General features: G+C 32.5%; 20 protein-coding genes. 13 read left to right on the forward strand and 7 right to left on the reverse strand.

The features are described 5' to 3' along the window. The 8 genes from KPL55_RS15295 to KPL55_RS15330 form a co-directional block, all read left to right on the forward strand. On the forward strand, window positions 1–284 hold a 284-nt coding region (locus KPL55_RS15295), incomplete at its 5' end, for an electron transfer flavoprotein subunit beta/FixA family protein (RefSeq protein WP_376770455.1). Between the two features lie 20 nt (window positions 285–304). Continuing rightward, window positions 305–1,312 carry an electron transfer flavoprotein subunit alpha/FixB family protein gene (locus KPL55_RS15300; RefSeq protein ID WP_216307613.1) on the forward strand — a complete coding sequence of 336 codons (1,008 nt, stop codon included), beginning with the start codon at window positions 305–307 and terminating at the stop codon, window positions 1,310–1,312. Window positions 1,313–1,482: 170 nt separating this feature from the next. Further along, window positions 1,483–2,847: a sigma-54 interaction domain-containing protein gene (locus tag KPL55_RS15305; RefSeq protein ID WP_216307614.1), complete on the forward strand. Its 1,365-nt coding sequence runs from the start codon at window positions 1,483–1,485 to the stop codon at window positions 2,845–2,847. 257 nt (window positions 2,848–3,104) lie between these two features. Then, window positions 3,105–4,652, forward strand: coding sequence for an acyl CoA:acetate/3-ketoacid CoA transferase (locus KPL55_RS15310; RefSeq protein ID WP_216307615.1), 1,548 nt, complete (start codon window positions 3,105–3,107; stop codon window positions 4,650–4,652). Window positions 4,653–4,687: 35 nt separating this feature from the next. After that, window positions 4,688–6,067, forward strand: coding sequence for a GntP family permease (locus KPL55_RS15315; RefSeq protein ID WP_216307616.1), 1,380 nt, complete (start codon window positions 4,688–4,690; stop codon window positions 6,065–6,067). A gap of 303 nt (window positions 6,068–6,370) precedes the next feature. Then, on the forward strand, window positions 6,371–7,918 hold the full coding sequence (locus KPL55_RS15320) for an acyl CoA:acetate/3-ketoacid CoA transferase (RefSeq protein ID WP_216307617.1): 1,548 nt from the start codon (window positions 6,371–6,373) through the stop codon (window positions 7,916–7,918). 56 nt (window positions 7,919–7,974) lie between these two features. Next, window positions 7,975–9,354 carry a GntP family permease gene (locus tag KPL55_RS15325; protein WP_216307618.1) on the forward strand — a complete coding sequence of 460 codons (1,380 nt, stop codon included), beginning with the start codon at window positions 7,975–7,977 and terminating at the stop codon, window positions 9,352–9,354. Between the two features lie 49 nt (window positions 9,355–9,403). Beyond that, the gene (locus KPL55_RS15330; RefSeq protein WP_216307619.1) at window positions 9,404–9,820 is read left to right on the forward strand and encodes a MaoC family dehydratase; all 417 of its coding nucleotides are present in this window, start codon (window positions 9,404–9,406) and stop codon (window positions 9,818–9,820) included. A 59-nt stretch (window positions 9,821–9,879) separates the two neighbouring features. On the opposite strand, the gene KPL55_RS15335 is transcribed toward KPL55_RS15330, so the two are convergent. Genes KPL55_RS15335 through KPL55_RS15355 form a run of 5 tightly spaced genes read right to left on the reverse strand, consistent with a single transcriptional unit; the run spans window position 9,880 to window position 18,223 of the window. Next, window positions 9,880–10,869, reverse strand: a complete 990-nt coding sequence (locus KPL55_RS15335) for a diguanylate cyclase (protein ID WP_216307620.1) — start codon at window positions 10,867–10,869, stop codon at window positions 9,880–9,882. Further along, a complete protein-coding gene (locus KPL55_RS15340) occupies window positions 10,853–11,437 on the reverse strand; it encodes a chemotaxis protein CheB (RefSeq protein ID WP_216307621.1) in 585 nt (194 codons plus the stop codon). Before KPL55_RS15340 ends, KPL55_RS15335 begins: the two co-directional genes overlap by 17 nt. Window positions 11,438–11,475: 38 nt before the next feature. Next, window positions 11,476–12,312 carry a CheR family methyltransferase gene (locus KPL55_RS15345; RefSeq protein WP_216307622.1) on the reverse strand — a complete coding sequence of 279 codons (837 nt, stop codon included), beginning with the start codon at window positions 12,310–12,312 and terminating at the stop codon, window positions 11,476–11,478. Further along, window positions 12,309–15,920, reverse strand: coding sequence for a response regulator (locus KPL55_RS15350; RefSeq protein ID WP_216307623.1), 3,612 nt, complete (start codon window positions 15,918–15,920; stop codon window positions 12,309–12,311). Before KPL55_RS15350 ends, KPL55_RS15345 begins: the two co-directional genes overlap by 4 nt. Next, complete coding sequence (locus KPL55_RS15355) at window positions 15,911–18,223, reverse strand: HD domain-containing phosphohydrolase (protein ID WP_216307624.1); 2,313 nt, start codon at window positions 18,221–18,223, stop codon at window positions 15,911–15,913. Before KPL55_RS15355 ends, KPL55_RS15350 begins: the two co-directional genes overlap by 10 nt. 302 nt (window positions 18,224–18,525) lie before the next feature. Between KPL55_RS15355 and KPL55_RS15360 the strand changes: the two genes are divergently transcribed. From KPL55_RS15360 to KPL55_RS15380, 5 genes are all read left to right on the forward strand, one after another. Next, the gene (locus tag KPL55_RS15360; RefSeq protein WP_216307625.1) at window positions 18,526–19,884 is read left to right on the forward strand and encodes an efflux RND transporter periplasmic adaptor subunit; all 1,359 of its coding nucleotides are present in this window, start codon (window positions 18,526–18,528) and stop codon (window positions 19,882–19,884) included. Between the two features lie 27 nt (window positions 19,885–19,911). Next, window positions 19,912–20,628, forward strand: coding sequence for an ABC transporter ATP-binding protein (locus KPL55_RS15365; RefSeq protein ID WP_216307626.1), 717 nt, complete (start codon window positions 19,912–19,914; stop codon window positions 20,626–20,628). Then, window positions 20,625–21,815, forward strand: coding sequence for an ABC transporter permease (locus KPL55_RS15370; protein ID WP_216307627.1), 1,191 nt, complete (start codon window positions 20,625–20,627; stop codon window positions 21,813–21,815). Before KPL55_RS15365 ends, KPL55_RS15370 begins: the two co-directional genes overlap by 4 nt. 168 nt (window positions 21,816–21,983) lie before the next feature. Then, the gene (locus KPL55_RS15375) at window positions 21,984–22,310 is read left to right on the forward strand and encodes a PadR family transcriptional regulator (RefSeq protein ID WP_216307628.1); all 327 of its coding nucleotides are present in this window, start codon (window positions 21,984–21,986) and stop codon (window positions 22,308–22,310) included. Then, complete coding sequence (locus KPL55_RS15380; RefSeq protein ID WP_216307629.1) at window positions 22,310–22,879, forward strand: DUF2812 domain-containing protein; 570 nt, start codon at window positions 22,310–22,312, stop codon at window positions 22,877–22,879. Before KPL55_RS15375 ends, KPL55_RS15380 begins: the two co-directional genes overlap by 1 nt. 60 nt (window positions 22,880–22,939) lie before the next feature. Here KPL55_RS15380 and KPL55_RS15385 read toward each other — a convergent pair whose 3' ends face one another. Together KPL55_RS15385 and KPL55_RS15390 are read right to left on the reverse strand one after the other, a co-directional pair. Continuing rightward, window positions 22,940–23,281, reverse strand: coding sequence for a zinc ribbon domain-containing protein YjdM (locus KPL55_RS15385; RefSeq protein WP_216307630.1), 342 nt, complete (start codon window positions 23,279–23,281; stop codon window positions 22,940–22,942). Between the two features lie 192 nt (window positions 23,282–23,473). Continuing rightward, complete coding sequence (locus KPL55_RS15390; RefSeq protein WP_216307631.1) at window positions 23,474–23,671, reverse strand: hypothetical protein; 198 nt, start codon at window positions 23,669–23,671, stop codon at window positions 23,474–23,476. Window positions 23,672–23,842: the final 171 nt, after the last annotated feature.

Genomic DNA, 23,842 nt, shown 5'->3' on the forward strand with positions numbered 1-23,842 from the left:
AAGTTAAGACTCCTGTACTTTTAACAGCTATTAAAGAATTAAATGAACCAAGATATATGAACATAAAGAGCATTTTTGAAATGTTCCAAACTAAAGAAGTAAAAGTTTGGAATGCAGCAGATATCGGAGCAGACATAACTCTTCTTGGACTTAAAGGTTCACCAACAAAGGTTAAAAAGTCAATGACTAAAGAACCTAAAGGAAAAGGCGAATTAATAGAATTACCAGCAGGAGAAGCTGCATTATATGTAGTTTCAAAATTAAAAGAAAATCACTATATCTAAGACGTAGGAGGGATTATGTTATGAATTTAGAAGATTACAAAGGCGTATGGGTCTTTGCAGAACAAAGAGATGGAGAACTTCAAAAAATTTCATTCGAACTTTTAGGTAAGGGACGTGAAATTGCTGATAAGTTAGGAGAAAAATTAACAGCTGTATTACTTGGAGATAAAACAGATGATATAGTGAAAGAGCTAGTAGCATATGGAGCAGACGAAGTAATAGTTGCTAGTCATCCATTACTCGGTCATTTTACAACTGATGCATATACAAAGGTTATATGTGACCTTGCAAACGAGAGAAAACCAGAAATAATATTTGTTGGAGCAACTTATTTAGGAAGAGATTTAGGACCTAGAATATCAGCAAGACTTGCAACAGGTCTTACTGCAGATTGTACTTCATTGGATATAGATACTGAAAACAACAATTTAATGATGACAAGACCAGCATTTGGAGGAAACTTAATGGCTACTATAGTTTGTGGAGATCATAGACCACAAATGGCTACTATTAGACCTGGAGTTTTTGAAAAATTAACTAAAGATACTAATAGAACTTGCCCTATAGAAAAAGTTACTGTAAATCTTAATGAATCCGATATCAGAACTAAAAGTATAGATGTTGTAAAAGTTGCTTCAGTTTTAGCAGATATTGGCGAAGCAAATATTATAGTATCTGGCGGTCGTGGAGTTGGGAGCAAAGAAAACTTTATTTTGCTTGAAAAACTTGCAGCTACGCTAGGTGGAGTAGTTGGAGCATCAAGAGCTGCAGTTGAAAATGGTTGGATAGATAAAGCAGTTCAAGTAGGTCAAACAGGAAAAACTGTTAGACCTACAGTGTATATAGCATGTGGTATTTCAGGAGCAATTCAGCATTTAGCTGGTATGCAGGATTCTGATTTTATAATAGCTATAAACAAAGATGCAACAGCGCCTATAATGAAAGCTGCGGACGTTGCAATAGCTGGAGATTTCATAAAAGTTATCCCAGAAATGATAGCTCAAATCAATACATTAAAGAATAAATAATTTAAAGCGATTTTGATGTTTTTTACATCGAAATCGCTTTTTTTAAGTATAAAGTATTATTATATAAATAAAATTCAATAACTCACTTTTCAAATAGGTATAAATAAACTAATATAGTAGTATTAGAGTAACTCTTTAAACACACTATATATTAGGGAGCTGGTTTTATAATGGATTTTGAAAAAGATGCTTTAGAAATATTGAAAACACTAGTAGATAATGCATACGATGGTATTGTCATTGTAGATAATAATGCAATTATAACTATGATTAGCAAATCATATTGTGACTTTATAGGAACCTCGCAGGAAAATGCTGTAGGAAGGCTTGTTACAGATGTTATAGAAAATACAAGAATGCATATAGTTGCGCAAACAGGCGAAATGGAAAATGCTCAACTACAATACATAAAAGGTAGTTATATGATCGCCAGTAGAATAGCTATATTTAAAAATGGCAAAATAATTGGTGCAATTGGTAAAGTTTTATTTAGAAATCTAAAAGAACTTAATAATCTTTATAGCAAAATTAAAAACATGAAAAAGGAACTTGAAACATATAAAACACGTTTAAAAGAACTGAACACAGCAATTTATTCCTTTGATGACATTATAGGAACAAGTGAACAAATTCTTATAGCTAAAGCTATTGCACGCAAAGCAGCTCAAACACATTCCAATGTACTCATACTTGGCGAGAGTGGCACAGGAAAGGAATTGTTTGCCCATGCAATACACTTAGCTAGTGATAGAATGTATGCACCTTTTGTAAAAGTAAACTGTGGGGCTATTCCTAGCGATTTATTAGAGTCTGAGCTTTTCGGCTACGAAGGAGGTGCATTTACTGGCGCTAAAAAGGAAGGCAAAACAGGAAAGTTTGAACAAGCGGATGGCGGGACAATATTTTTAGATGAAATTGGCGATATGCCTCTTCATATGCAAGTAAAGTTATTGAGAGCTATTCAAGAAAAAGAAGTTGATAAAATTGGATCAATAGGTAGTAAAAAGGTTGATATCCGTATAATAGCTGCAACAAATAAAAACCTTGAAAACTCTATGCACGAAGGTAATTTTAGACAGGATCTCTATTATAGATTAAATGTTGTTACTATTATGATTCCATCTCTTCGTGAACGTAAAGATGATATCTTACTAATAGCAAATCATCTTATCAATAAAATCTCTAAGGACTTAAACAAAAAAGTAATAGGCGTTTCCAATGATGCTGAATATTATCTAAAAAATTATTCCTGGGAGGGAAATATTCGTGAACTTGAAAACATCTTGGAGAGAGCAATTAATTTGATAGAGGATAGTAATATTATCTCCCCCATTGACCTCCCTAGAAATATTACAGGAAGAAATGAAATTAAAATTATTAAAAGTCTTGAAGAAACTATTTTCGCAGCAGAAAAACAAGCTATTATAGATGCACTTAAATCAACAGATGGAAATAAAACTAAAGCTTCAAAAATTCTAAAAATTGGAAGAACAAGCTTATATGAAAAAATACAAAAATATAATATACCCTTATAAGTGTTTTAAATTATGAACATTATTCTTAGATTCTAAGAATAATGTTCATTTTTTCGTACAAAATGATAATGTTTACATAATTTATGTTCTACTTATCGTACATATATCCATATTTATCACATGTTTTTTTGTCTAAAACAGTGAAATTACACTAATTATCTGTTTTTATGTATTAATTTGTTTTATTTTGTTGGCATGATTATTGCTCGTTATAAATATATCAAGTCTTAATAATATAATAAAAGAGGGGTATATAAATGAAAAAGATTATGTCAAGTCAAGACGCAATATCCTTAATTAAAAATGGTGACACTGTAGCCATTGGAGGATTTATAGGTTCTGGCCACCCTGAGGAATTGACCATAGAAATTAATCAGTGTTTTGAGCAAAAGGGAGTTCCCAATAACTTAACTTTGGTGTACTCAGCCGGACAAGGAGATGCAAAGGAAAAAGGATTAAACCGCCTTGCTCATGAGGGCTTAGTTTCAAAGGTAATAGGTGGTCACTGGGGTCTTTCTCCTAAACTAGCGAAACTTGCTATTGAAAATAAGATTCAGGCTTATAACCTTCCTCAAGGAGTAATTTCTAATCTTTTTCGAGATATTGCAGCAGGTAAACCTGGAAGTATAACTCATGTTGGTTTAAAAACTTTTGTAGATCCCCGAATTGAGGGAGGCAAACTTAACTCTTGTACAAAAGAAGATATAGTTAAAGTCATTGAAATTGAAAATAAGGAATACTTATTTTATAAAACTTTCCCTATAAATGTAGCACTTATTAGAGCTACTTATGCTGATGAGAGTGGAAACGCTACTATGGAAAAAGAAGCTGTAGTATTAGATGTATTATCTATTGCACAAGCAGCCAAAAATTCTGGGGGGATTGTAATACTTCAGGTTGAAAAAGTTGTTGCAAATGGCACTCTTGATCCTAGGAATGTTAAAATCCCAGGAATACTTGTGGATGCTATAGTAATTTCAAAACCCGAGAATCATATGCAAACTTATGCTGAGCAATTCAATCCATCATATAATGGTGAGATAAAAATGGCAGTTGATAATATTCAAAGTTTAGAACTAAACGTTCGTAAAATAATATCTAGAAGAGCATCAATGGAGCTTATTCCTAATGCCATCACTAACCTTGGAATTGGAGTTCCTGAGGGAATATCAATGGTAGCAAACGAAGAAGGTATTGGTGACAAAATGGTACTTACTTTAGAATCCGGTCCAATAGGTGGAATCCCTGCAGGTGGCTTAAGCTTTGGCGCTTCAATAAATCCCGAAATGATCCTGGATCAAAATAGTCAATTTGACTTTTATGATGGAGGTGGTCTTGATGTAGCCTTCCTTGGTCTTGCGCAATGTGATGCTCGTGGAAATATTAATGTAAGTAAATTTGGTCCTAAAATTGCAGGTTGTGGCGGTTTTATTAATATCACTCAAAACTCTAAGAAAGTTGTTTTCTGTGGTACTTTTACAGCTGGTGGTCTAAATATTGCTATACAAGATGGAAAATTAAAAATAATCCACGAAGGTAAAACTAATAAATTTACGAGCGCCGTTGAGCAGATTACATTTAGTGGTGAGTATGCAGTAGATGTAGCACAAAGTGTATTATATATTACTGAAAGAGCTGTTTTTGAACTTAGCAATAAAGGAGTAGTCCTTACTGAAATTGCCCCAGGAATTGATCTTGAAAAAGACATCCTTGCACATATGGATTTCAAACCAATAATTTCTGAAAATCTACATTTAATGGACGAGCGAATATTCAAAGAAGAAAAAATGGGATTAAAATTATAATTTTTAATTAATATAAAACAAAGGGAGGAACTATCATGTTTGGTCTTATTGGTATTATTATTTCTTTAGGTTTATTAATGTACTTAGCCTACAGAGGAATTACAGTTCTTATTTTGGCACCAGTTTTAGCAATACTTGCCGTTTTATTTCAAAGCGGAGATGCTCATGTTCTAGCAAACTATACTGAAGTTTTTATGGTTAATTTTGCAGCGTATGCTAAGGCATATTTCCCAATATTCTTACTAGGTGCGATTTTCGGTAAAATAATGGATGATTCAGGAGCTGCCAAATCTATAGCTTATGCAATCAGTAGTAAACTCGGAAAAGACAAAGCAATACTCGCCGTAGTATTATCTTGCGCAATATTAACATATGGCGGAGTTTCATTATTTGTTGTTGCGTTCGCAGTATATCCTATAGCTGCAGCATTGTTTAAAGAAGCAGGTATTCCAAAAAGATTTTTACCTGGATCAATTGCTCTTGGTGCATTTACATTTACTATGACAGCATTACCAGGAACACCACAAATACAAAACGCTATTCCAATGCCTTTCTTTGGAACAAATGCATATGCAGCACCTCTAATAGGTCTTATAGGATCAGGTGTAATGTTTGGTGTGGGTATGCTTTGGCTTACAAGGAGAGCAAAGAAAGCTATGGCTACAGGCGAAGGATATGGTAATCATAATGAAGAAATAATCAAAGAAGTTGATTTATCTAAATTACCTAAGTTCCCACTTGCTATAACTCCAATAATTTTAGTTCTAGTTGTTAACTTTTTATTAGGAAAATATGTTTTCGCCTCAATGGATGGAACATTTTTAAAGGCTTTCGGTGGAATTAAGATATCAAGTGTACAAGGTATATGGAGTTTGATTTCAGCATTAGTTGTCTCTATAGTTATTAGTTTAATTTTATTTTGGAAAAACATTGAAAGTGTTACTAATACAGTTAATAAAGGAGCTATAGGTTCACTCCTTGCAATTGCAAATACTTCATCAGAAGTTGGTTATGGAAATGTAATTAAAACACTTGGTGGATTTGCTATTCTCCAGGCTGGTATACTTGCTATACCGGGTTCACCACTTATATCACTTGCCGCATCTACTAGTATTCTTGCAGGTATAACAGGTTCAGCCTCTGGTGGTATGAGTATTGCCCTAGGAGTCCTGGGTGAGACTTATATGCAAAAGGCTATTGTGCTTGGAATTAATCCACAAGTACTCCATAGAATAGCAGCAATAGCATGTGGCGGACTTGATACACTTCCACATAATGGAGCCGTAATAACTCTACTAGGTATTACAGGAATGACACATAAGCAATCCTACTTAGATATTGGAATGTGTACAGTAGTTATACCACTTCTAGCTACAATTGCATGTATTATATTTGGATCTTTGGGAATTGTATAATAATTATTACTATAAATAAGCATTAAATTGTTCATTTATGCGAACAGTATTGATATTTTCAAAAAATACTGTTCGCTTTTAAGTACCATATGATAAGGTTTACATTTAAAGTGTTCTCTTTAATGTACATGTTTTTACACATAACGACATTTTTTTCAAATTAAACGCTAAAAAATCGAGGATATCTCAATTTTTATTATATTTTTCTTGGCACGACAATTGCTATTAATAATTATGAGTAATTTAATTAATAATTATAAGGATTTTGACTAATAATATAGTAAAAAGGAGGTCAAAAATAAAATGAAAAAGATTATGTCTAGTGACGAAGCAATCTCTTTAATTAAAAGTGGAGACACCGTTGCTATTGGAGGATTTATCGGTTGTGGCCACCCTGAAGAATTAACAATAAAGATTAGTGAATGTTTTCTTGAAAAAGGTACCCCTAATAATTTAACTTTAATATATGCAGCTGGCCAAGGAGATTCAAAAGAAAAGGGTTTAAATCATCTGGGTGAAGAGGGTTTAGTTTCTAAGGTAATCGGTGGTCACTGGGGACTTGCACCTAAACTAGTAAAGCTTGCTATAGATAATAAAATTGAAGCTTATAATCTCCCTCAAGGTGTAATATCTCACCTTTACAGAGATATTGCAGCAGGTAAACCTGGAACCATAACTCATGTTGGTTTAAAAACTTTTGTTGATCCTAGGATAGATGGAGGTAAATTAAACTCTTTCACAAAAAAAGATATAGTTAAAGTTCTTGAAATCGATAATAAGGAATACTTATTTTACAAAACTTTTCCTATAAATGTAACACTTATTAGAGCATCTTATGCTGATGAGAGTGGGAATGCAACTATGGAAAAAGAAGCCGTAACATTAGATGGATTATCTATGGCACAAGCAGCTAAAAATTCCGGTGGAATTGTAATTCTGCAGGTTGAAAAAATAGTAGCCAACGGTTCTCTAGATCCAAGAAAAGTTAAAATTCCTGGAATACTTGTTGATGCAATAGTAATTTCAAAACCTGAAAATCATATGCAAACTTATGCTGAGCAATACAATCCATCTTATAATGGTGAGATAAAAATGGCATTAAATGATATTCAAGGTTTAAAATTAGATGAGAGAAAGATAATATCTAGAAGAGCTGCAATGGAACTTATCCCGAATGCCATTACTAACCTTGGAATAGGTGTACCTGAAGGAATATCCATGGTAGCAAATGAAGAAGGTATTGGTAGAGAAATGAAAGTTACCTTGGAATCGGGGCCAATAGGCGGAATTCCTGCAGGTGGTTTAAGCTTTGGAGCCTCAATAAATCCCGAAAGCATACTAGATCAAAGTAATCAATTCGATTTTTATGATGGAGGCGGTCTTGATATCGCATTCCTAGGCCTTGCACAATGCGATGAAAAAGGAAATATTAATGTAAGTAAATTTGGCCCTAAAATTGCAGGTTGCGGTGGTTTTATAAATATAACTCAAAACTCTAAAAAAGTTATATTTTGCGGTACTTTTACAGCTGGTGGATTAAAGATTGAAATACAAGATAAAAAATTAAACATAATAAAAGAAGGCAAATCAAATAAATTCATTAAAAATGTTGAGCAAATTACTTTTAGTGGCGAATATGCAATAGATGTAGCTCAACCAGTATTATATATTACCGAAAGAGCAGTTTTCAGATTAACTAAAGAAGGTGTTACTTTAGAAGAAATTGCCCCAGGAGTTAATCTTGAAAAAGATATTTTAGCACATATGGATTTTAAACCAATAATTTCAGAAAATTTAACTCTGATGGATGAAAGAATTTTTGAAGATAAGATTATGGGATTAAATGTTTAAATTTCAATATGTTTATTTCTAAATATAAAAAATTATAAATTAAGGGAGGACTTATTATGTTGGGACTTATTGGTATTATTATTTCTTTAGGACTTTTAATGTATTTAGCTTACAAAGGAATTTCAGTTCTTATTTTGGCACCAGTTTTAGCATTACTTGCTGTTTTATTTCAAAGCGGCCAGACTCATGTCTTAGCTAATTATACTGAAGTATTTATGGTTAATTTTGCAGCATATGCTAAGGCATATTTTCCTATATTCTTATTAGGAGCAATTTTCGGTAAAATTATGGATGACTCAGGAGCTGCTAAATCTATAGCTTATGCCATTAGCAGTAAACTCGGAAAAGATAAAGCAATTCTTGCAGTAGTTTTATCTTGTGCAATATTAACATACGGTGGTGTTTCATTATTCGTAGTTGCATTCGCAGTATATCCTATTGCAGCAGCATTGTTTAAAGAAGCAGATATTCCAAAAAGATTTTTACCTGGTTCAATAGCTCTTGGTGCATTTACATTTACTATGACAGCATTACCAGGAACACCACAAATACAAAATGCAATCCCTATGCCTTTCTTTGGTACAAATGCATATGCAGCGCCAATAATCGGACTTATAGGGTCAGCAGTAATGTTTGGTGGCGGTATGTTATGGCTTACTCGTAGAACAAAAAAAGCCATGGCTGCAGGAGAAGGTTATGGTAATCATAAAGAGGAAGTAATCAAAGACGTTGATATATCTAAGTTACCTAAGTTTTCGCTCGCTATAATACCAATAATCTTAGTTCTAGTTGTAAATTATTTATTAGGTAAGTATGTTTTTGCTACAATGAATGGAGATTTCTTAAAAAGTTTCGGAGGAATAAAATTAGCAAGTGTACAGGGTATATGGAGCTTAATTTCAGCGTTAGTTGTCGCTATCGTTATTAGTTTAATTATATTTTGGAAAAACATCGAAAACGTAACTAATACAGTTAATAAAGGCGCTATTGGTTCACTGCTTGCAATTGCAAATACTTCATCAGAAGTTGGTTATGGAAATGTTATTAAAACACTAGGTGGATTTGCTATCCTTCAAGCTGGGATACTTGCAATACCAGGAACGCCCCTTATATCATTAGCTGCATCTACAAGCATCCTTGCAGGTATCACAGGTTCCGCATCTGGCGGTATGAGTATCGCTCTTGGAGTACTAGGTGAAACCTACCTTCAAAAAGCTCAAGTACTCGGAATTAATCCACAAGTTCTTCATAGAATAGCTGCAATAGCATGTGGTGGACTTGATACACTTCCACATAACGGAGCCGTAATAACTTTACTTGGTATAACAGGAATGACTCATAAACAATCATACGTAGATATAGGAATGTGTACAGTTGTTATACCACTTATAGCTACCGCAGTATGTATTCTATTTGCATCATTTGGAGTAGTATAATTTATAAAAATAAGGTTGTGTAATTTATAAAAAACAGGAGGAATTATTAATGAAAGGTTTAACAATGAATGAACTAAATATTGGGGATAAGGATTCTTTTGAAAAAACTGTAAGCGAATCTGATGTATATCTTTATGCAGGTATAACAGGAGATTTAAATCCTGCTCACATAAATGAACGAGAAGCACAAACAACAATGTTTAAAGGTAGAATCGCACATGGAATGCTTACTGCAGGTTTTATATCAGCAGTCCTCGGAACTAAATTGCCAGGACCAGGAACTATTTATCTTGGTCAAGAGCTTAAATTTACAGCACCAGTTAGATTCGGAGATACAATAAAAGCCGAAGTTGAAGTTATTGAAAAGAAGGAAGAAAAAAACATTATGAAATTGAGTACAACATGTACTAATCAAGATGGAGTTGTTGTTCTTAAAGGTATTGCAACTGTTATGCCACCTAAATAGTAAAATATATTCTACTATTATAAAAAATGACATTCTTAAAATCTAAGAATGTCATTTTTTTATTCTTCATATGAAATTGTATTATTGCGACCACTTTCTTTTGCTTTGTATAAAGCCTTATCTGCTCTATTAATAAAATCTTCTATTGAACAATCATCACTTGGCAAAATTGTTGCCACTCCCAAACTTATAGTAATGTAGGGTGCTACATTTGAGTACTCATTTCTAAGAGCCAATTCATTAATTTTTTTTCTTACTTTCTCTGCTACGGTTATTGCTCCATCCTTATCTGTTTCTGCCAAAACAATAGCAAACTCTTCTCCACCATATCTTGTTACTAAATCAGTTGGACGCCTTACACTAGAAGCCATAGCTTTCGCTACCTCAATAATAGATTCATCACCTTTTATATGCCCATAATTATCATTGTATCTTTTAAAATAATCAATGTCCGCCATTATCAAAGATAATGGTTTACCTGAACGCCTCCTGCTTTTATATGTTGTTTCTAAATACTTATCAAAATGCCTCCTGTTTGAAATCCCAGTAAGGGCATCACAAATTGAAAGATTCTCTAATCTAGAGTTAGCTTCCCTAAGCTCTAATAATTCCTCAACCTTTAACTTAAGTAATTCTGACTGCTCCTCAACTATTTTCTTTTGATTATAAAGGTCAATAAAAACCCTAACCTTAGATTGTAGTATTACTGGTTCAATAGGTTTAAAAAGATAGTCTACAGCTCCAACCTCATAACCCTTAAATATACATTTTTGCTCCTTACTTATCGCAGTTACAAATATTACAGGTATATACCTTGTTCTAGCGCTACTTCTCATTAATTCTGCGGTTTCGAACCCATCCATATCTGGCATTTGAACATCAAGAAGTACAAGTGCAAAATCATAATCAAGCAATAAACTTAATGCCTGATTCCCTGCTAAAGCCTTTACAATATTACAATTCATATTTTCAAGTACACTTTCCAAAACAAGCAGATTCTCTGGCCTGTCATCTACAATTAATATATTAATATTATCGATTTGGTTCATTCATATCAACCACCAATTCATTAAGTTTATTGCTAATTTCGCTAAGCTTTAATACATAATCCACCTTGGTTAGAGCTATTGCCGCCATTGGCATTGTATTTGATGTTGCTGTTCTTGGATCTTGAACTATAGTAATTCCACCTAGTTCCTTTATACGTTTTAATCCATTACTACCATCACGGTTTGCACCAGTTAATATAATTCCTATAAGTCCATTTCCATATACATTTGCCGCTGAATCAAAGAGCACATCAATAGATGGTCTTGCATAATTTACTTTTGGTTCAACTGTAAGTGATAATGTTTCATCACCTTCTACCAATAAATGATAATTAGGTGGAGCGATATAAGCATTTCCAGGTAATACTTTCTCTTTTTCCTCAGCTTCATATACATTTATATTACATATATCATTAAGGTACTTAACCATATATTTGGAAGGATGTCTTCCTATATGTTGAACTATTAAAATAGGCACACTAAAGTCCTCTTTAAGCCCGCTAATCACTGTACTAATAGCATCTAGGCCTCCAGCAGAGGCTCCTATGACTAAAGCCTTAATTTTCATTCTCTCCCCTCCTATCAATCTTTTTAAAGAAGATATTATTAAAGAAGATATTTTTTACTATAAATTTTCTCATTAGCAACAAATTCTTGAAAATTTTCAGCACTAGTCGTAAATTTAATGTTTTCCTTTGATCCAAGACAAAGGAAACAACCATTGGATAAACTATCTGAAAACAGTTTTATAACACTACTTTGTAATTCTTTATTAAAATATATTAATACATTTCTACAAATAATAACATGCATTTCACCGAAAACTCCGTCTGTTACTAAGTTATGCTCAGCAAATGTAATCTTTTTTTTAAGTGATGAGTTAAATATTACTGACTCATATTGGGCAACATAATAATCTGAAAATGAGGCATTCCCACCTGCCCTCTGATAATTATAAGTATATTCTTTAATATCGTCAATGTCGTAAATCCCCTCTTTTGCCCTTTTCAAAACAGTTTTATTAAAATCCGTTGCATAAATTTGTGCCCGATCATATAGCCCTTCTTCTTTTAATAAAATAGCCATTGAATATATTTCTTCACCTGTAGAACATCCGGCATGCCATATTCTTATAAATGGGTATGTTTTTAGTATAGGAATAACATGTTTTCTGAATTCTATATAAAAAGATGGATCCCTAAACATTTCAGTTACATTAATAGAAAAGTCTGATAATATTTGATTAAAGAATTCCTTGTTATAGATAATTTTGTGCATCATCTCTGATACACTTACAATCCCGGATAATAACATTCTATTGTGAATCCTACGCCTCATATGGGCACTTGAATAGTTTCTAAAATCATATCCATATTTCATATTTATAGCTTCTAGAAGAAGCTTAATCTCTATTTCCTCATTTTCTAATTCTTTATTTATCATTTATATAACCACACCCTTAAAAGGGAGATAAGCTTATCCATATCAATAGGTTTTGTTAGGTAATCATCAGCTCCGGCATCAATACATTTTTGTTTTTCATCCTTCATTGCCTTTGCTGTTATTGCAATAATCGGTTTTCTTTTAAATTTCTCTCCACGTCTTATATTACACATTGCTTCATATCCGTCCATATCCGGCATCATAATATCCATTAAAATCAGATCAATATCCGGATTTTCATTAAGTCTTTTTATTCCCTCAAGTCCCGTTCGTCCTACAACTACTTCTATCCCCTTTTCTTCAAGCAGACTAGTAAGTGCAAATATATTTCGCATGTCATCATCAACCACAAGAACTTTTTTATTTTTTAATGAATTTTCCATTTCATGTTCACATTTTATAATATTAATTTTCTTTCCCTCTATCTTAGAATCTAAATCATGGAGAAAAAGACTCACCTCAGAAACAAGTCTTTCAGTTGATCGTGCCCCTTTAATAATAATGCTTTGAGTATATTTTTGAAGTTCTAGTTCATCGTCTTGCGAAAGTTCATCTTCCGTGTGAATAATTATTTGCAAACCGAAAACATTATCTCTGTTTAACTTAGCTAGCAAGTCAAACCCAGAGATATCTTTAGTCTTTAAATTCAGTATTAAGCAATCAAACAGTTCAGTCTTTAACAAATTATAGGCCTCTAGTCCACTGTCTGATAATGTTATCTGATAACCTTTTTTACCTAAAACATCTTCAACAGTTCCAAATTCATCTATATTTACATCTAAAATAAGTATTTTTTTTACCGGTTTTAAAATATTATGTTGAATTTTAATAAATACATCCTCAAGCCCCTCTAAACTTACTGGTTTTTTAAGGTAACTCAAAACATTATTTATTTTTTCTGATGAATTACAATAATTACCACCAGATATTACATGCACTGAAATATTCATTGTCTTCTTATTTTTCTTAAGATTCTCTACTACCTTCCATCCACTAATATCAGGAAGTCCTATATCTAGTAAAATAGCATCTGGCTCATATTTAACTGCAAAATCTATGCCTGTTAATCCATCTTTTGCAATTAAACACTTATAGCCCTTTTCATGAGCAAGTTCTAAAAGTACCTTTGCAAAATCCTCATCATCTTCGATTATAAGTAAAAACCTTTCATTTGAGTTTATAATTTTTATATCATTGATACTATCATTTTTAATAGTAGTATCATATTCTGATATTTCGTTTTTCACTCTAATATTTTCTATAATAAAATCTTCTGCTGACTGTTTTTGACCATTCCCTATAAGTGGAAGTATTAACGTAAAGGTACTTCCAAGTCCTTCATTACTCACTAGATAAATCCAGCCTCCAAGCAATTGTGCTAATTCAGTTGAAATTGAAAGCCCCAGACCAGTACCTCCATACTTTCTGCTAGTAGTACCATCAGATTGTTTAAAGGCATCAAAAATAACTGATTGCTTATCAATTGGTATTCCAATACCGGTATCTGTAATTGATATTCCAATAAAATCTTGAATATCGTTGTAAGAATTTAAAACACCAAGATTTTCAGCAGCATGAATAGTCATTGTAACATCACCATTACTAGTAAATTTAATTGCATTAGATATCAAATTATTCACTATTTGTTGCACCCTTTGTGAATCAGATACAATATCTTCTGGCAATCCATCTTCAATTTGGAATTTAAAACTAAGTCCCTTCTGAGTTGCTACTGCCCTAAAAGTTCGATCAACATACTTAGCCAATTCTGATAAATTTAATTTTTCAAAATTTATATCCATCTTTCCTGCTTGAACTTTTGATAAGTCTAAAATGTCATTTATAATAGTTAATAAATCCTTACCAGATGAATGTATGGTTTTCGCAAACTCTAGCTGTTTAATCGTTAGGGGTGTAGTATCATTTTTGCCAGCAAGCATTTGAGACAGAACCAAAATACTATTTAGAGGAGTTCTAAGCTCATGAGACATATTTGCTAAAAATTCTGATTTATAGTTACTTGCGATTTCGAGTGCTTTAGCCTTCTCTTGAATTTGTATCTGTGCTTTTTTCAAATTTTCATTTTTATTATATATATCATTTTTCTGTTTAACAAGTACTTTTGTATGCTCTTCAAGCTCTTCATTAGCAACTCTGAGTTGTTCCTGTTGCTTTTGAAGGTATGCTTCTGACTCCTTTAATGCCCTTGTCTGTTCTTCTAACTCCTCATTATTTTGCCTTAATTCCTCTTGTTGCGATTGCAATTCTTCTGATTGCTCCATGGTTTTATAGAGTAGTTTCGCCACCTTAACTCTAACCTCTTGAGAATTCACAGTGCTTGCAATACCAGAACTCACTACTTCTAAAAAATTTAATTGTACCGCAGTGAATTTATTGAAAGATCCTAATTCTATGACCCCTATAACTTCATTATCATATACAAAAGGTGTAACAAGAATATTTCTAGGTGTAGCCATCCCCATTCCTGATTCTATTTTAATATAGTCCTCAGGTACATTTTCAACCACAATAGTATTTTTTTCTAAAATAGCTTGTCCTATAATTCCTCGACCTGCTATAATTTTCTTTGATAAATTCTCAGGTTGACTATAGGCATAACTTCCAAATAAGTTAAAGGTATTATCCGCTGCTTTAATATATACTGCACCAACTTGAGCATTTAAATATTTAGATATATATGTAATTATGTTACTTGATAATGCAACTATATCTTGTTCTCCTCTTGTTTTTTCATTTAACTCAGCCTGACCTGTTTTAATCCAACTATAATTTTGATTTTCAATAATAAGTTCCTTTAACTTTGTCATAAAAGTGTTAAAATACCTTGCCATCTCTCCAAGTTCATCATCAGAACTAGTCTTTAACCTAACATCTAAGTCAACATCTCCATCTGATATTTCCTTAAAAGTATTAGTTACTGTCACAATTGGCTCAACTACCATTCTAATTACTAAAATTGATATAACAATAGACAGTAACGTAGCTAAAAGACCACCCAATGACAGTACAATTGCAGTTTGGCTTTCCATTTTAGCAAGCTTATTTTGCCTCTCAACTAGTATCTGCTCTTCCTCTTTGACAATATCATCAAGTATTATGCGCGAAGTATCCATCTGGTCTTTACCTTCTCCAGATGCAATAATTGCTATCAAATCCTCCATTTTAGCCAGACCTACAGTTATTTTTCTTCTAACATCTAATATTTTAGTATTCTCCCATTGTAACCATGTTTGATATGAGTTATTAAGATTTTCTAGCCTATCCTGCTGATGATAATTATCTGTAGTAAGTTGTTTAATCTTGTTATAATGCATCTCATAGCTAGCTTTTCCTTGGTTAAAAGGTTCTAAAAATTTTTCATCTCCTGTAAGTGCAAAACCTCTTGCCCCTGTTTCCATGTTTATTAGACTTATAATCATAGTGTCTGTTTCTCTTATTACATTGTATGTTTGAAGATTGAGATTCACATCTTTGCTTTGTTTACTAAAATTAATATATGAATATCCAAGTATGGTAAGCATTAAAATTGTAATCATGCCGAAACCTAAGAACATCTTTTCACCTATCTTTAGTTTTTTTAAAAACACCCTTCATCCTCCTTTACTAATACATTTTCAATAAATACCTTTACCATTTCAGGATCAAATTGACTCCCTGAATTGTTTTGTAACTCGTCTATTGCACTCTTTTTTGGTATTGCAATTTTATAACTTCTCACACTTGTCATAAAATCATAGGCATCTGCTATAGCTATAATTCTTGATGTTACAGGGATTTCATTTCCTTTTAAACCCTTTGGATATCCTGTTCCATCCCATCTTTCATGGTGTGACAATACACACATAGCTATATCCGTCATATCGTTTACTGTATTTAGTATTCTATATCCTATTTCTGGATGACGTTTAATTTCTTCCCATTCGTAATCTGTAAGTTTACCTACTTTATTTAGCAATTTTTCGTCAATTGCTATTTTTCCTATGTCATGAAGTAGTCCCGCTGACTTAAGCTCTTCCTTTTCATATCCATTCATACCTAGTACCTCACCCATTGTTTTGCATAATTCTGAAACCCTATTGGAATGTTCTTCTTCACCTTGATCTTTTTCATGAAGAGTATTTATTATAGCCTTGATTGTTTTACCTCTCATACTTGGACCTTCAAATAGTTTTTTCTTATACATATTATCCTCAGCATCTTTTAATATATCTTCATTTTTTTCTTTCTCATTTTTCTTAGTTTTGTAACCAAAAGAAATAGAAATATCAACAAATCCCACTTTTTCGCTAAGTGACAATTTAGTGATTCTTTTAATTATTTGCTCTGCTTCAAAATCATCTGTTTTTGGCAATATAATAACAAATTCATCCCCTCCCAGCCTAGCAACAATGTCATTAACCCTGCACCCTACAATTATCACTTCTGCTACTTTTTTAAGAAGGTTATCACCCATGACATGTCCAAAGGAATCATTTATAAGTTTTAAACCATTTACATCACCCATAACAATTGTCAGAGGATAATTTTGAATAGTATCAAGTCTATTTAACTCTTCCTCATAAAACCTACGATTGTATAAACCAGTTAGCTGATCATGATAACTTAAATAGTAAATTTCTTCATTCTTTTTTTTATTATCCGTTATATCAATACCTACACCTGCTAGATACTGCTTACCATCCAAATATAATGCACTAGCTGTAAGATGCAAAGCCACTGTTGTACCATCCTTTCTTTGCAGGTTCGCCTCCGCATCACCATACCCCTCAGTTGCTGCCTTAGTAATACCCTCTATGACAGCCTTCTGACTTTCTTCATCACCCTTAAACCAATCCATTATGTTAATTTTAGATAATTCCTCTGATGAGTACCCTGTTAAATCTTCATGTTTTTTATTCCATCTAACTAATCTACTCTGATCATCATAGAGGTAAATCATACCTGGAGCACTTTGAAATATCGCATCTGTTAGTATTCTCTCGTTCAATAGTTCATCTTCTGCCCGTCTACGCGATATAACCATGCCTAATTGCCTTGAATATACTTCTGCCAAGGTATCCTTATTAAAGGTTTCACCTTTTTTCATAATTAAAGTAAAATGACCAAGCATAATATTATTTCTTAAAATGGTTATTAATATTATTTCCCCCAGATTAAATGTTTTCTCAATTAAAACAACTAATGGCGCTGGTATAACCTTCCCTACTAATTCTCTGAAAGAATTAAAACGTGAAATAGTTGAATTCTTTATTTTTTCGCCAATTAGGGTGTCAGCATCCCACTTCTTTCCCTCAATTTTAAATCCAAGCAAAAGAGAAATTTTTTTAATCATTCCCCTATCCCCAGAGATTGATATGGTTGTGAAACTCTTTCCGCCTTCGTCAAATAAATTAAATGCAGCATATTTAGCTCCGCATATGTTTAAAAAGTCATCTGATATCTTTTGATAATTAATTTTATGATCATTTATTTGTAAAAATTCTTCTGATATCTCAATTAACCTTTCCATATCAGATAATTGATTCATCTGCTTGGTTATATCAATTAAATATGTAGCAAAATAATATTTTTCAGGTGAGTGGACAATTATCTTATACCAACGCTGTAAAAATTCGTAGTACTGCTCTATTTCTTTTTCCCCACCATTGATAGCAACATCTCCATATAAGCGAACTAAATTAATATTACTTTTTACGATTTCTGGTAAAACACTACTAACTTTTCGACCAACTATATCAAACTTGTTTAGACCAGTGAGTTTTTCAAAGGCATCATTAACTTCAATAAATTCATAATCACACGGAATACCGTCTTCATCACATATTATTTTGTGGTATGCATACCCTGTTGGTGATGCTTCAATTAATTTTTTGTAAAAATTATCATTCATTTTGCATACCCCTTTAATTGATATTTATAACTAACTATCTTTTTATATATTATATCGTTAATTTCGCACAAATTCTACATTTTTTTTACTATATATTACTAATAAACAAGACCTATACTTAAATAATTAAGAACAATAAAAAATAAAAAACACATTGAATTTCTTAAAAATATTAAAAATGAAGAAAATGTAAAATCACACACTTTTCACATAATTATAAGATATTTACAATAAGATTAGAGGTTATAATTACATTATTAATAAAAAAAGAATAAAAACAATACAATTACTGGAGGCAAATAATGAAGAGTAAAACAATTAAAGCAATAATAATAGGTATAGTTGTGATTGTAATTGGTACTGGTAGTTATGCTGGATATAATAAATTTTTTAATAAAACTACAGCAGTTGCTACCACAAAATTTTCATCCTCAATTGTTAAAACTATGAGTTTATCAAAAACAATTCAAGGTACAGGAGCGGCTTATGCTGGTACAAGCTCCGAGGTGGCACCTAACAATAATGGCAACATACAAGGTATAACTGTCAAAGCTGGCGATACCGTTACTAAAGGTCAGAAACTTTTTGTTTGCACAAATACTGATCTTACAAAAGCTGTAACTACTGCAACAAGAAAATTAACAAAGGCAAAAACACAACTTGCAACTGATCGAAGTACTCTTGCTACTTCAAAGGCTTCACTTGTAACCGATTCAGCTGCTCTTACAGCTGCAAATACTCAACTTGCAACCGATCAAGGTGCTACACCTGTTAATTCAAATAGTGTATCCTCTGATGAAAAGACAATATCTGAAGCTACTAGTAAAATAGCAGATGATAAAAAAACAATAACTGATACCACTAGTAAAATAACAGATGATATTGATTCAGTAACTGATGCTAATGCTGAACTAGTTGATGCAAACAATGCAGTTGCCAATATGACTGTTAAGTCTCCTATAGCTGGTCTTGTAACATCTGTAGTTAGTGGTAATGGTTCTACTGGAAAAGCTGGCGAAGTTTCACTTACTGTTTCTGATATGAGCACAATGAAAGTTAAGGTTTCTGTAGATGAACTGGATATAACAACTGTAGCAGCCGGCCAGAAAGCTACTATTAAATTTGATGCATTAGCTGATAAAACTTTTACTGGCACTGTTGAGTCAGCAGCGCAATCTGGTACCACTACTGATAATACTACAACATACGATGTTATTGTAAGCGTTAATGCTCCAACAGGAATAAGACTTGGCATGAATGCAAATGTTACAATCGCAATTCAAAGTAAAGAAAATGCAATTGTAATACCAGCGGAAGCTCTAATTGAGAGCAATAATAAAAAATTTGTAAGAGTTGCAGCTACCGATACTACAACTAGCGATGAAAAGAGTAGTACCTCTACTGCATCTACTGGTAAATTAGTAGAAATTACAACTGGCATAGAAACTGAAGACTATATTGAAGTTACAAAAGGTGTTACAGAAGGACAATCATTGATAGTCCAATTAGCTTCAAGTACCAGCAGCACTAATACTCGAGGTGGTATGGGCGGCCAAATGGGTGGCGGTGAACGGCCAAGTGGTGGTCAAATGCCAAGTGGCGGTGCCCAATCAGGCGTTACTAGTGGAGGAACAGGTACTAAATCAACAACTGCTAAATAATATGGCTCAATACAGGAGGGTAAGTGCATGTCAGAAATATCAAATAGTGATTACTTAATTGAAATAACTAATGTAGAAAAAATATATAAAATGGGTAATGGTACTTTTAAAGCTATAGAAAACGTTAATTTAAAAATATCTAAAGGAGAATATGTAGCAATTATTGGGCCCTCAGGCGCAGGAAAGTCCACGCTAATGAATATTATTGGATGCCTAGACAATGCCTCTGCCGGAGAATATTTTTTAGATGGTGAAGACACTAAATGCAATGACAACAAACTCGCAGAAATAAGAAATAAAAAAATAGGTTTTATTTTTCAAAACTATAATTTAATATCGAAACTAAGTATATTAGATAACGTAACATTACCATTATTGTATTTAGGATATACAAATAAGATTGCAAGAGAAAAAGCAAAAGCACAACTTGAAAAGGTAGGACTAGGTACGCACATAAAACATAACCCAACAGAGTTATCTGGTGGACAAATGCAAAGAGTTGCAATTGCCCGCGCTTTAGTTACCAAACCACAGATGATACTTGCGGATGAACCTACAGGTGCACTTGACAGTAAATCTGGAGATGAAGTACTTAAAATTCTAGAAGATTTAAATAATGAGGGAAATACAATAGTAATAATTACTCACGATAGAGATATAGCATCCCATGCAAAACGAATTATTACCGTTAGAGATGGTCACATAACTTCCGATGAATTAAATTACAACGAGGTGACGGCATGAGAATATCACAATTATTTAAAATAGCGCTATATTCTGTGTGGTCAAACAAAATACGTTCATTCCTTACAATGCTTGGTATTATTATCGGTATATCATCTGTAATTATTCTTGTAGGAATGGGTAAAGGTGCAGAAAAAGAGATTAGCGATCAAATAAGCAGTTTAGGAACAAACCTTATAACAGTGTCACTAACTAAAACTGCAACCATAGATGATGGGGACTTAAAAGAACTTAAATCTAAACCAGGTATCAAAGCTATATCACCACAAGTTTCATCAAGCAATGTTAATATAAAAGCAGGAAGTAAAACGAGTACTACATCAATAGAAGCATCAAATGAAAGCTATGCCGAAGTAAAGAGTTATACAGTTAGTTCTGGTAGATTTATAACCTCTAGAGATGTTAAAAACAGATATAATGTACTTGTAATCGGAACTGAAACTGCCAATAATATTTTCGGGACTACAAATGTTGTTGGTGAGACAATGTATGTTAGTGGTATTCAGTTTAAAGTAGTAGGAGTTCTTAAATCAGCTGGAACTTCAACTACTGGAAGCAGTGATGACAAAATAATACTTCCATTATCAACAGCACAGAGACTACTTAAGTCAAGTAGTATAAAAACCTATTATATCGAGGCTAAAAGTCAAGCAGAAGTAGATACAGCAATGTCATATATCAAAATGTTCCTAAACAAAAAGTATGGACTTAACAATTTAGCAATTAGCACAACTACTGATACCTATTACAGGGTATTAAGTCAGACAAGCTTACTTACTACTGCTACATCAACTACTAAAAGTATGAGTAACATGTTAAGTGGTGTTGCCGCTATATCCCTTTTAGTTGGTGGAATTGGAATTATGAACATAATGCTTGTTTCAGTAATTGAAAGAACTAAAGAAATAGGAACAAGAAAAGCAATTGGAGCTAAAAGAAGAACTATACTAACACAATTTTTGATTGAAGCAGCGATTGTAAGTGGTCTTGGAGGACTTTTAGGGGTGCTCATCGGCTATTTAGGCGCCTATGTTGGAAAGACATTCTTTGCCACATCAATTGTAATTTCAGGCAATATAGTAGTTGCCGCTTTCGCATTTTCAGTTGTTGTAGGATTGGTGTTTGGAATTTATCCTGCAGATAAAGCTTCAAAATTAAATCCAATTGATGCATTAAGATACGAATAGTGTTTCTTATTAAATAAGTTTGAGGTACAAAATAAAAAGCTCTGATAATTCAGTGCTTTTTATTTTTTAATATTTTTTATAGAACAACTTGACGAATGTATCGGTAGGTGATATATTGTTATTACAGTAACCGATATATCGGTAGTAGTAATATTAGGAGGTTATGATATGGGTGAAAGTTCAGAAAGAGGTGCTTTAACAGAAGCTGTTTTTTACATTTTACTATCCCTCTATGCACCAATGCATGGGTATGGAATAATGCAAAATATAAAAAATTTAAGTAATGAACGTGTTAATCTTGGTGCTGGTACCTTATATGGTGCAATTAATACACTACTTGAAAAGGACTGGATAAAGTCTGTAATAGGCGCGAAAGATTCCCGTAAAAAAGAATATAAAATAACTGATTTGGGGAAATCAATTATGCAGATTGAATTAGATAGACTTGAAGAATTGATAGGCAATGGTAAAAAAATTATTGGGGGCGAGCTATAATGGACCATGTCATCCGTAAAATATATTCAAATTATGAAAAAGAAGAAAACTGGCTCAATGAGATGTCTGCTAAGGGAATGTCTCTCACGAACTACACCTGGGGTAGATATACTTTCACTGAAACTCCAAAAAATGAATACACCTATAGAATTGAACTTCTAGAAAATTTGCCCACTCATCCTGAAAGTATTGCATACATTAAGTTTTTAGGTGAAACAGGAGTTGAATTCGTTGCCTCATATATGCGCTGGATATTTCTTAGGAAGAAATCATCAGAAGGCACGTTTGACGTCTACTCAGATATAGAATCTAAGATAAAACATTACATGAGAATTAACGTATTATGGATAACTGTTATGTGTCTAGAATTTATACCATCGATTTATAATCTAGTCATAGGCATGTTAACTTTAGATAGCAGTTATAAATTAGGAACCTTTAGAATCGCTAATTTTAATATTTTTTTTAGTATACCAACATTCTTATTTGGGTTAGTATTTTTAAGGTTATGGTGGCAGAACAGAAAAGTGATAAACAAACTTAAGCTAGAAAAATCTATAAGAGAATAACCTAATTATGTTCCAATTTAATACCATAAAAAAAGCTAGGCTTTTGCCTAGCTCATAATATTATACCTTTTTAACAAACTCAGATTTTAATTCCATAGCTCCAAAACCATCGATTTTGCAATCGATATTATGATCACCATTTGTCAAACGAATATTTTTAACTTTTGTTCCTTTTTTAATAGCTGTTGGACTTCCTTTTACTTTGAGGTCCTTTATTATTGTTACGGAATCTCCGTTGCTTAGGATATTTCCATTAGCATCTTTTACAATATTTTCGTCTTCACTATTTTCTGTTTCTAATTCTAAAGTCCACTCATGAGCGCACTCTGGACAAACAAAAAGACTTCTATCTTCATAAGTGTATTCTGAATTACATTTTGGGCAATTAGGTAAATTAGACATAATTTCATTTCCTCCATTCATTATCTTTTTTATTTTAATATATAAGGATTCATTAATTTCTTTTTTAAATCTCCATCGGATATTAATTACGAACTTGGAATTTACAAAAAAAAACATAAGGAAGCTCCTTATGTGCTTATACATCTATATATTATCATAGTCTTGTCATATTAACAATTCTAGTATCTTGTTTTACGTTTGATAGAATGTAGGTATAAAAAGTATGGCATTTAAAATGATACATATACCTGTAACACTTGTGCCTAACAAAATATATTTAATACCTTTTTTATTATACTCATCTTTTTTAAGATACTTAACTCCATTAGCCCAAAAAGCTAATGCTATCATTGTCACTATTGCAACCATTACAAACAATATTTTAATCATTTTCACCTCCAAAGTTGTGTATTAAATCACTATACTTCTATTCTAAATTATACCTCTCTACTTTCTATAAACAAAGTATAAACAATGTATAAACTTATTTTATATTTAACAGTATAATATATATATAAAAGCTACTACATTACTTATGTTAAGCAATATAGTAGCTTTTTA

Source organism: Clostridium lacusfryxellense, from assembly GCF_018861735.1.
Taxonomy (GTDB): Bacteria; Bacillota; Clostridia; order Clostridiales; family Clostridiaceae; genus Clostridium_AD; species Clostridium_AD lacusfryxellense.

Excerpts from the sequence above, each read along its gene's own strand:
- KPL55_RS15325 (WP_216307618.1), top strand. The coding sequence starts at position 7,975 with ATGTTGGGACTTATTGGTATTATTATTTCTTTAGGACTTTTAATGTAT.
- KPL55_RS15315 (WP_216307616.1), top strand. The coding sequence starts at position 4,688 with ATGTTTGGTCTTATTGGTATTATTATTTCTTTAGGTTTATTAATGTAC.
- KPL55_RS15370 (WP_216307627.1), top strand. The coding sequence starts at position 20,625 with ATGAGAATATCACAATTATTTAAAATAGCGCTATATTCTGTGTGGTCA.
- KPL55_RS15355 (WP_216307624.1), bottom strand. The coding sequence starts at position 18,223 with ATGAATGATAATTTTTACAAAAAATTAATTGAAGCATCACCAACAGGG.
- KPL55_RS15310 (WP_216307615.1), top strand. The coding sequence starts at position 3,105 with ATGAAAAAGATTATGTCAAGTCAAGACGCAATATCCTTAATTAAAAAT.
- KPL55_RS15305 (WP_216307614.1), top strand. The coding sequence starts at position 1,483 with ATGGATTTTGAAAAAGATGCTTTAGAAATATTGAAAACACTAGTAGAT.
- KPL55_RS15345 (WP_216307622.1), bottom strand. The coding sequence starts at position 12,312 with ATGATAAATAAAGAATTAGAAAATGAGGAAATAGAGATTAAGCTTCTT.
- KPL55_RS15300 (WP_216307613.1), top strand. The coding sequence starts at position 305 with ATGAATTTAGAAGATTACAAAGGCGTATGGGTCTTTGCAGAACAAAGA.
- KPL55_RS15390 (WP_216307631.1), bottom strand. The coding sequence starts at position 23,671 with ATGATTAAAATATTGTTTGTAATGGTTGCAATAGTGACAATGATAGCA.
- KPL55_RS15340 (WP_216307621.1), bottom strand. The coding sequence starts at position 11,437 with ATGAAAATTAAGGCTTTAGTCATAGGAGCCTCTGCTGGAGGCCTAGAT.
- KPL55_RS15335 (WP_216307620.1), bottom strand. The coding sequence starts at position 10,869 with ATGAACCAAATCGATAATATTAATATATTAATTGTAGATGACAGGCCA.
- KPL55_RS15320 (WP_216307617.1), top strand. The coding sequence starts at position 6,371 with ATGAAAAAGATTATGTCTAGTGACGAAGCAATCTCTTTAATTAAAAGT.
- KPL55_RS15380 (WP_216307629.1), top strand. The coding sequence starts at position 22,310 with ATGGACCATGTCATCCGTAAAATATATTCAAATTATGAAAAAGAAGAA.
- KPL55_RS15360 (WP_216307625.1), top strand. The coding sequence starts at position 18,526 with ATGAAGAGTAAAACAATTAAAGCAATAATAATAGGTATAGTTGTGATT.
- KPL55_RS15385 (WP_216307630.1), bottom strand. The coding sequence starts at position 23,281 with ATGTCTAATTTACCTAATTGCCCAAAATGTAATTCAGAATACACTTAT.
- KPL55_RS15375 (WP_216307628.1), top strand. The coding sequence starts at position 21,984 with ATGGGTGAAAGTTCAGAAAGAGGTGCTTTAACAGAAGCTGTTTTTTAC.
- KPL55_RS15365 (WP_216307626.1), top strand. The coding sequence starts at position 19,912 with ATGTCAGAAATATCAAATAGTGATTACTTAATTGAAATAACTAATGTA.
- KPL55_RS15330 (WP_216307619.1), top strand. The coding sequence starts at position 9,404 with ATGAAAGGTTTAACAATGAATGAACTAAATATTGGGGATAAGGATTCT.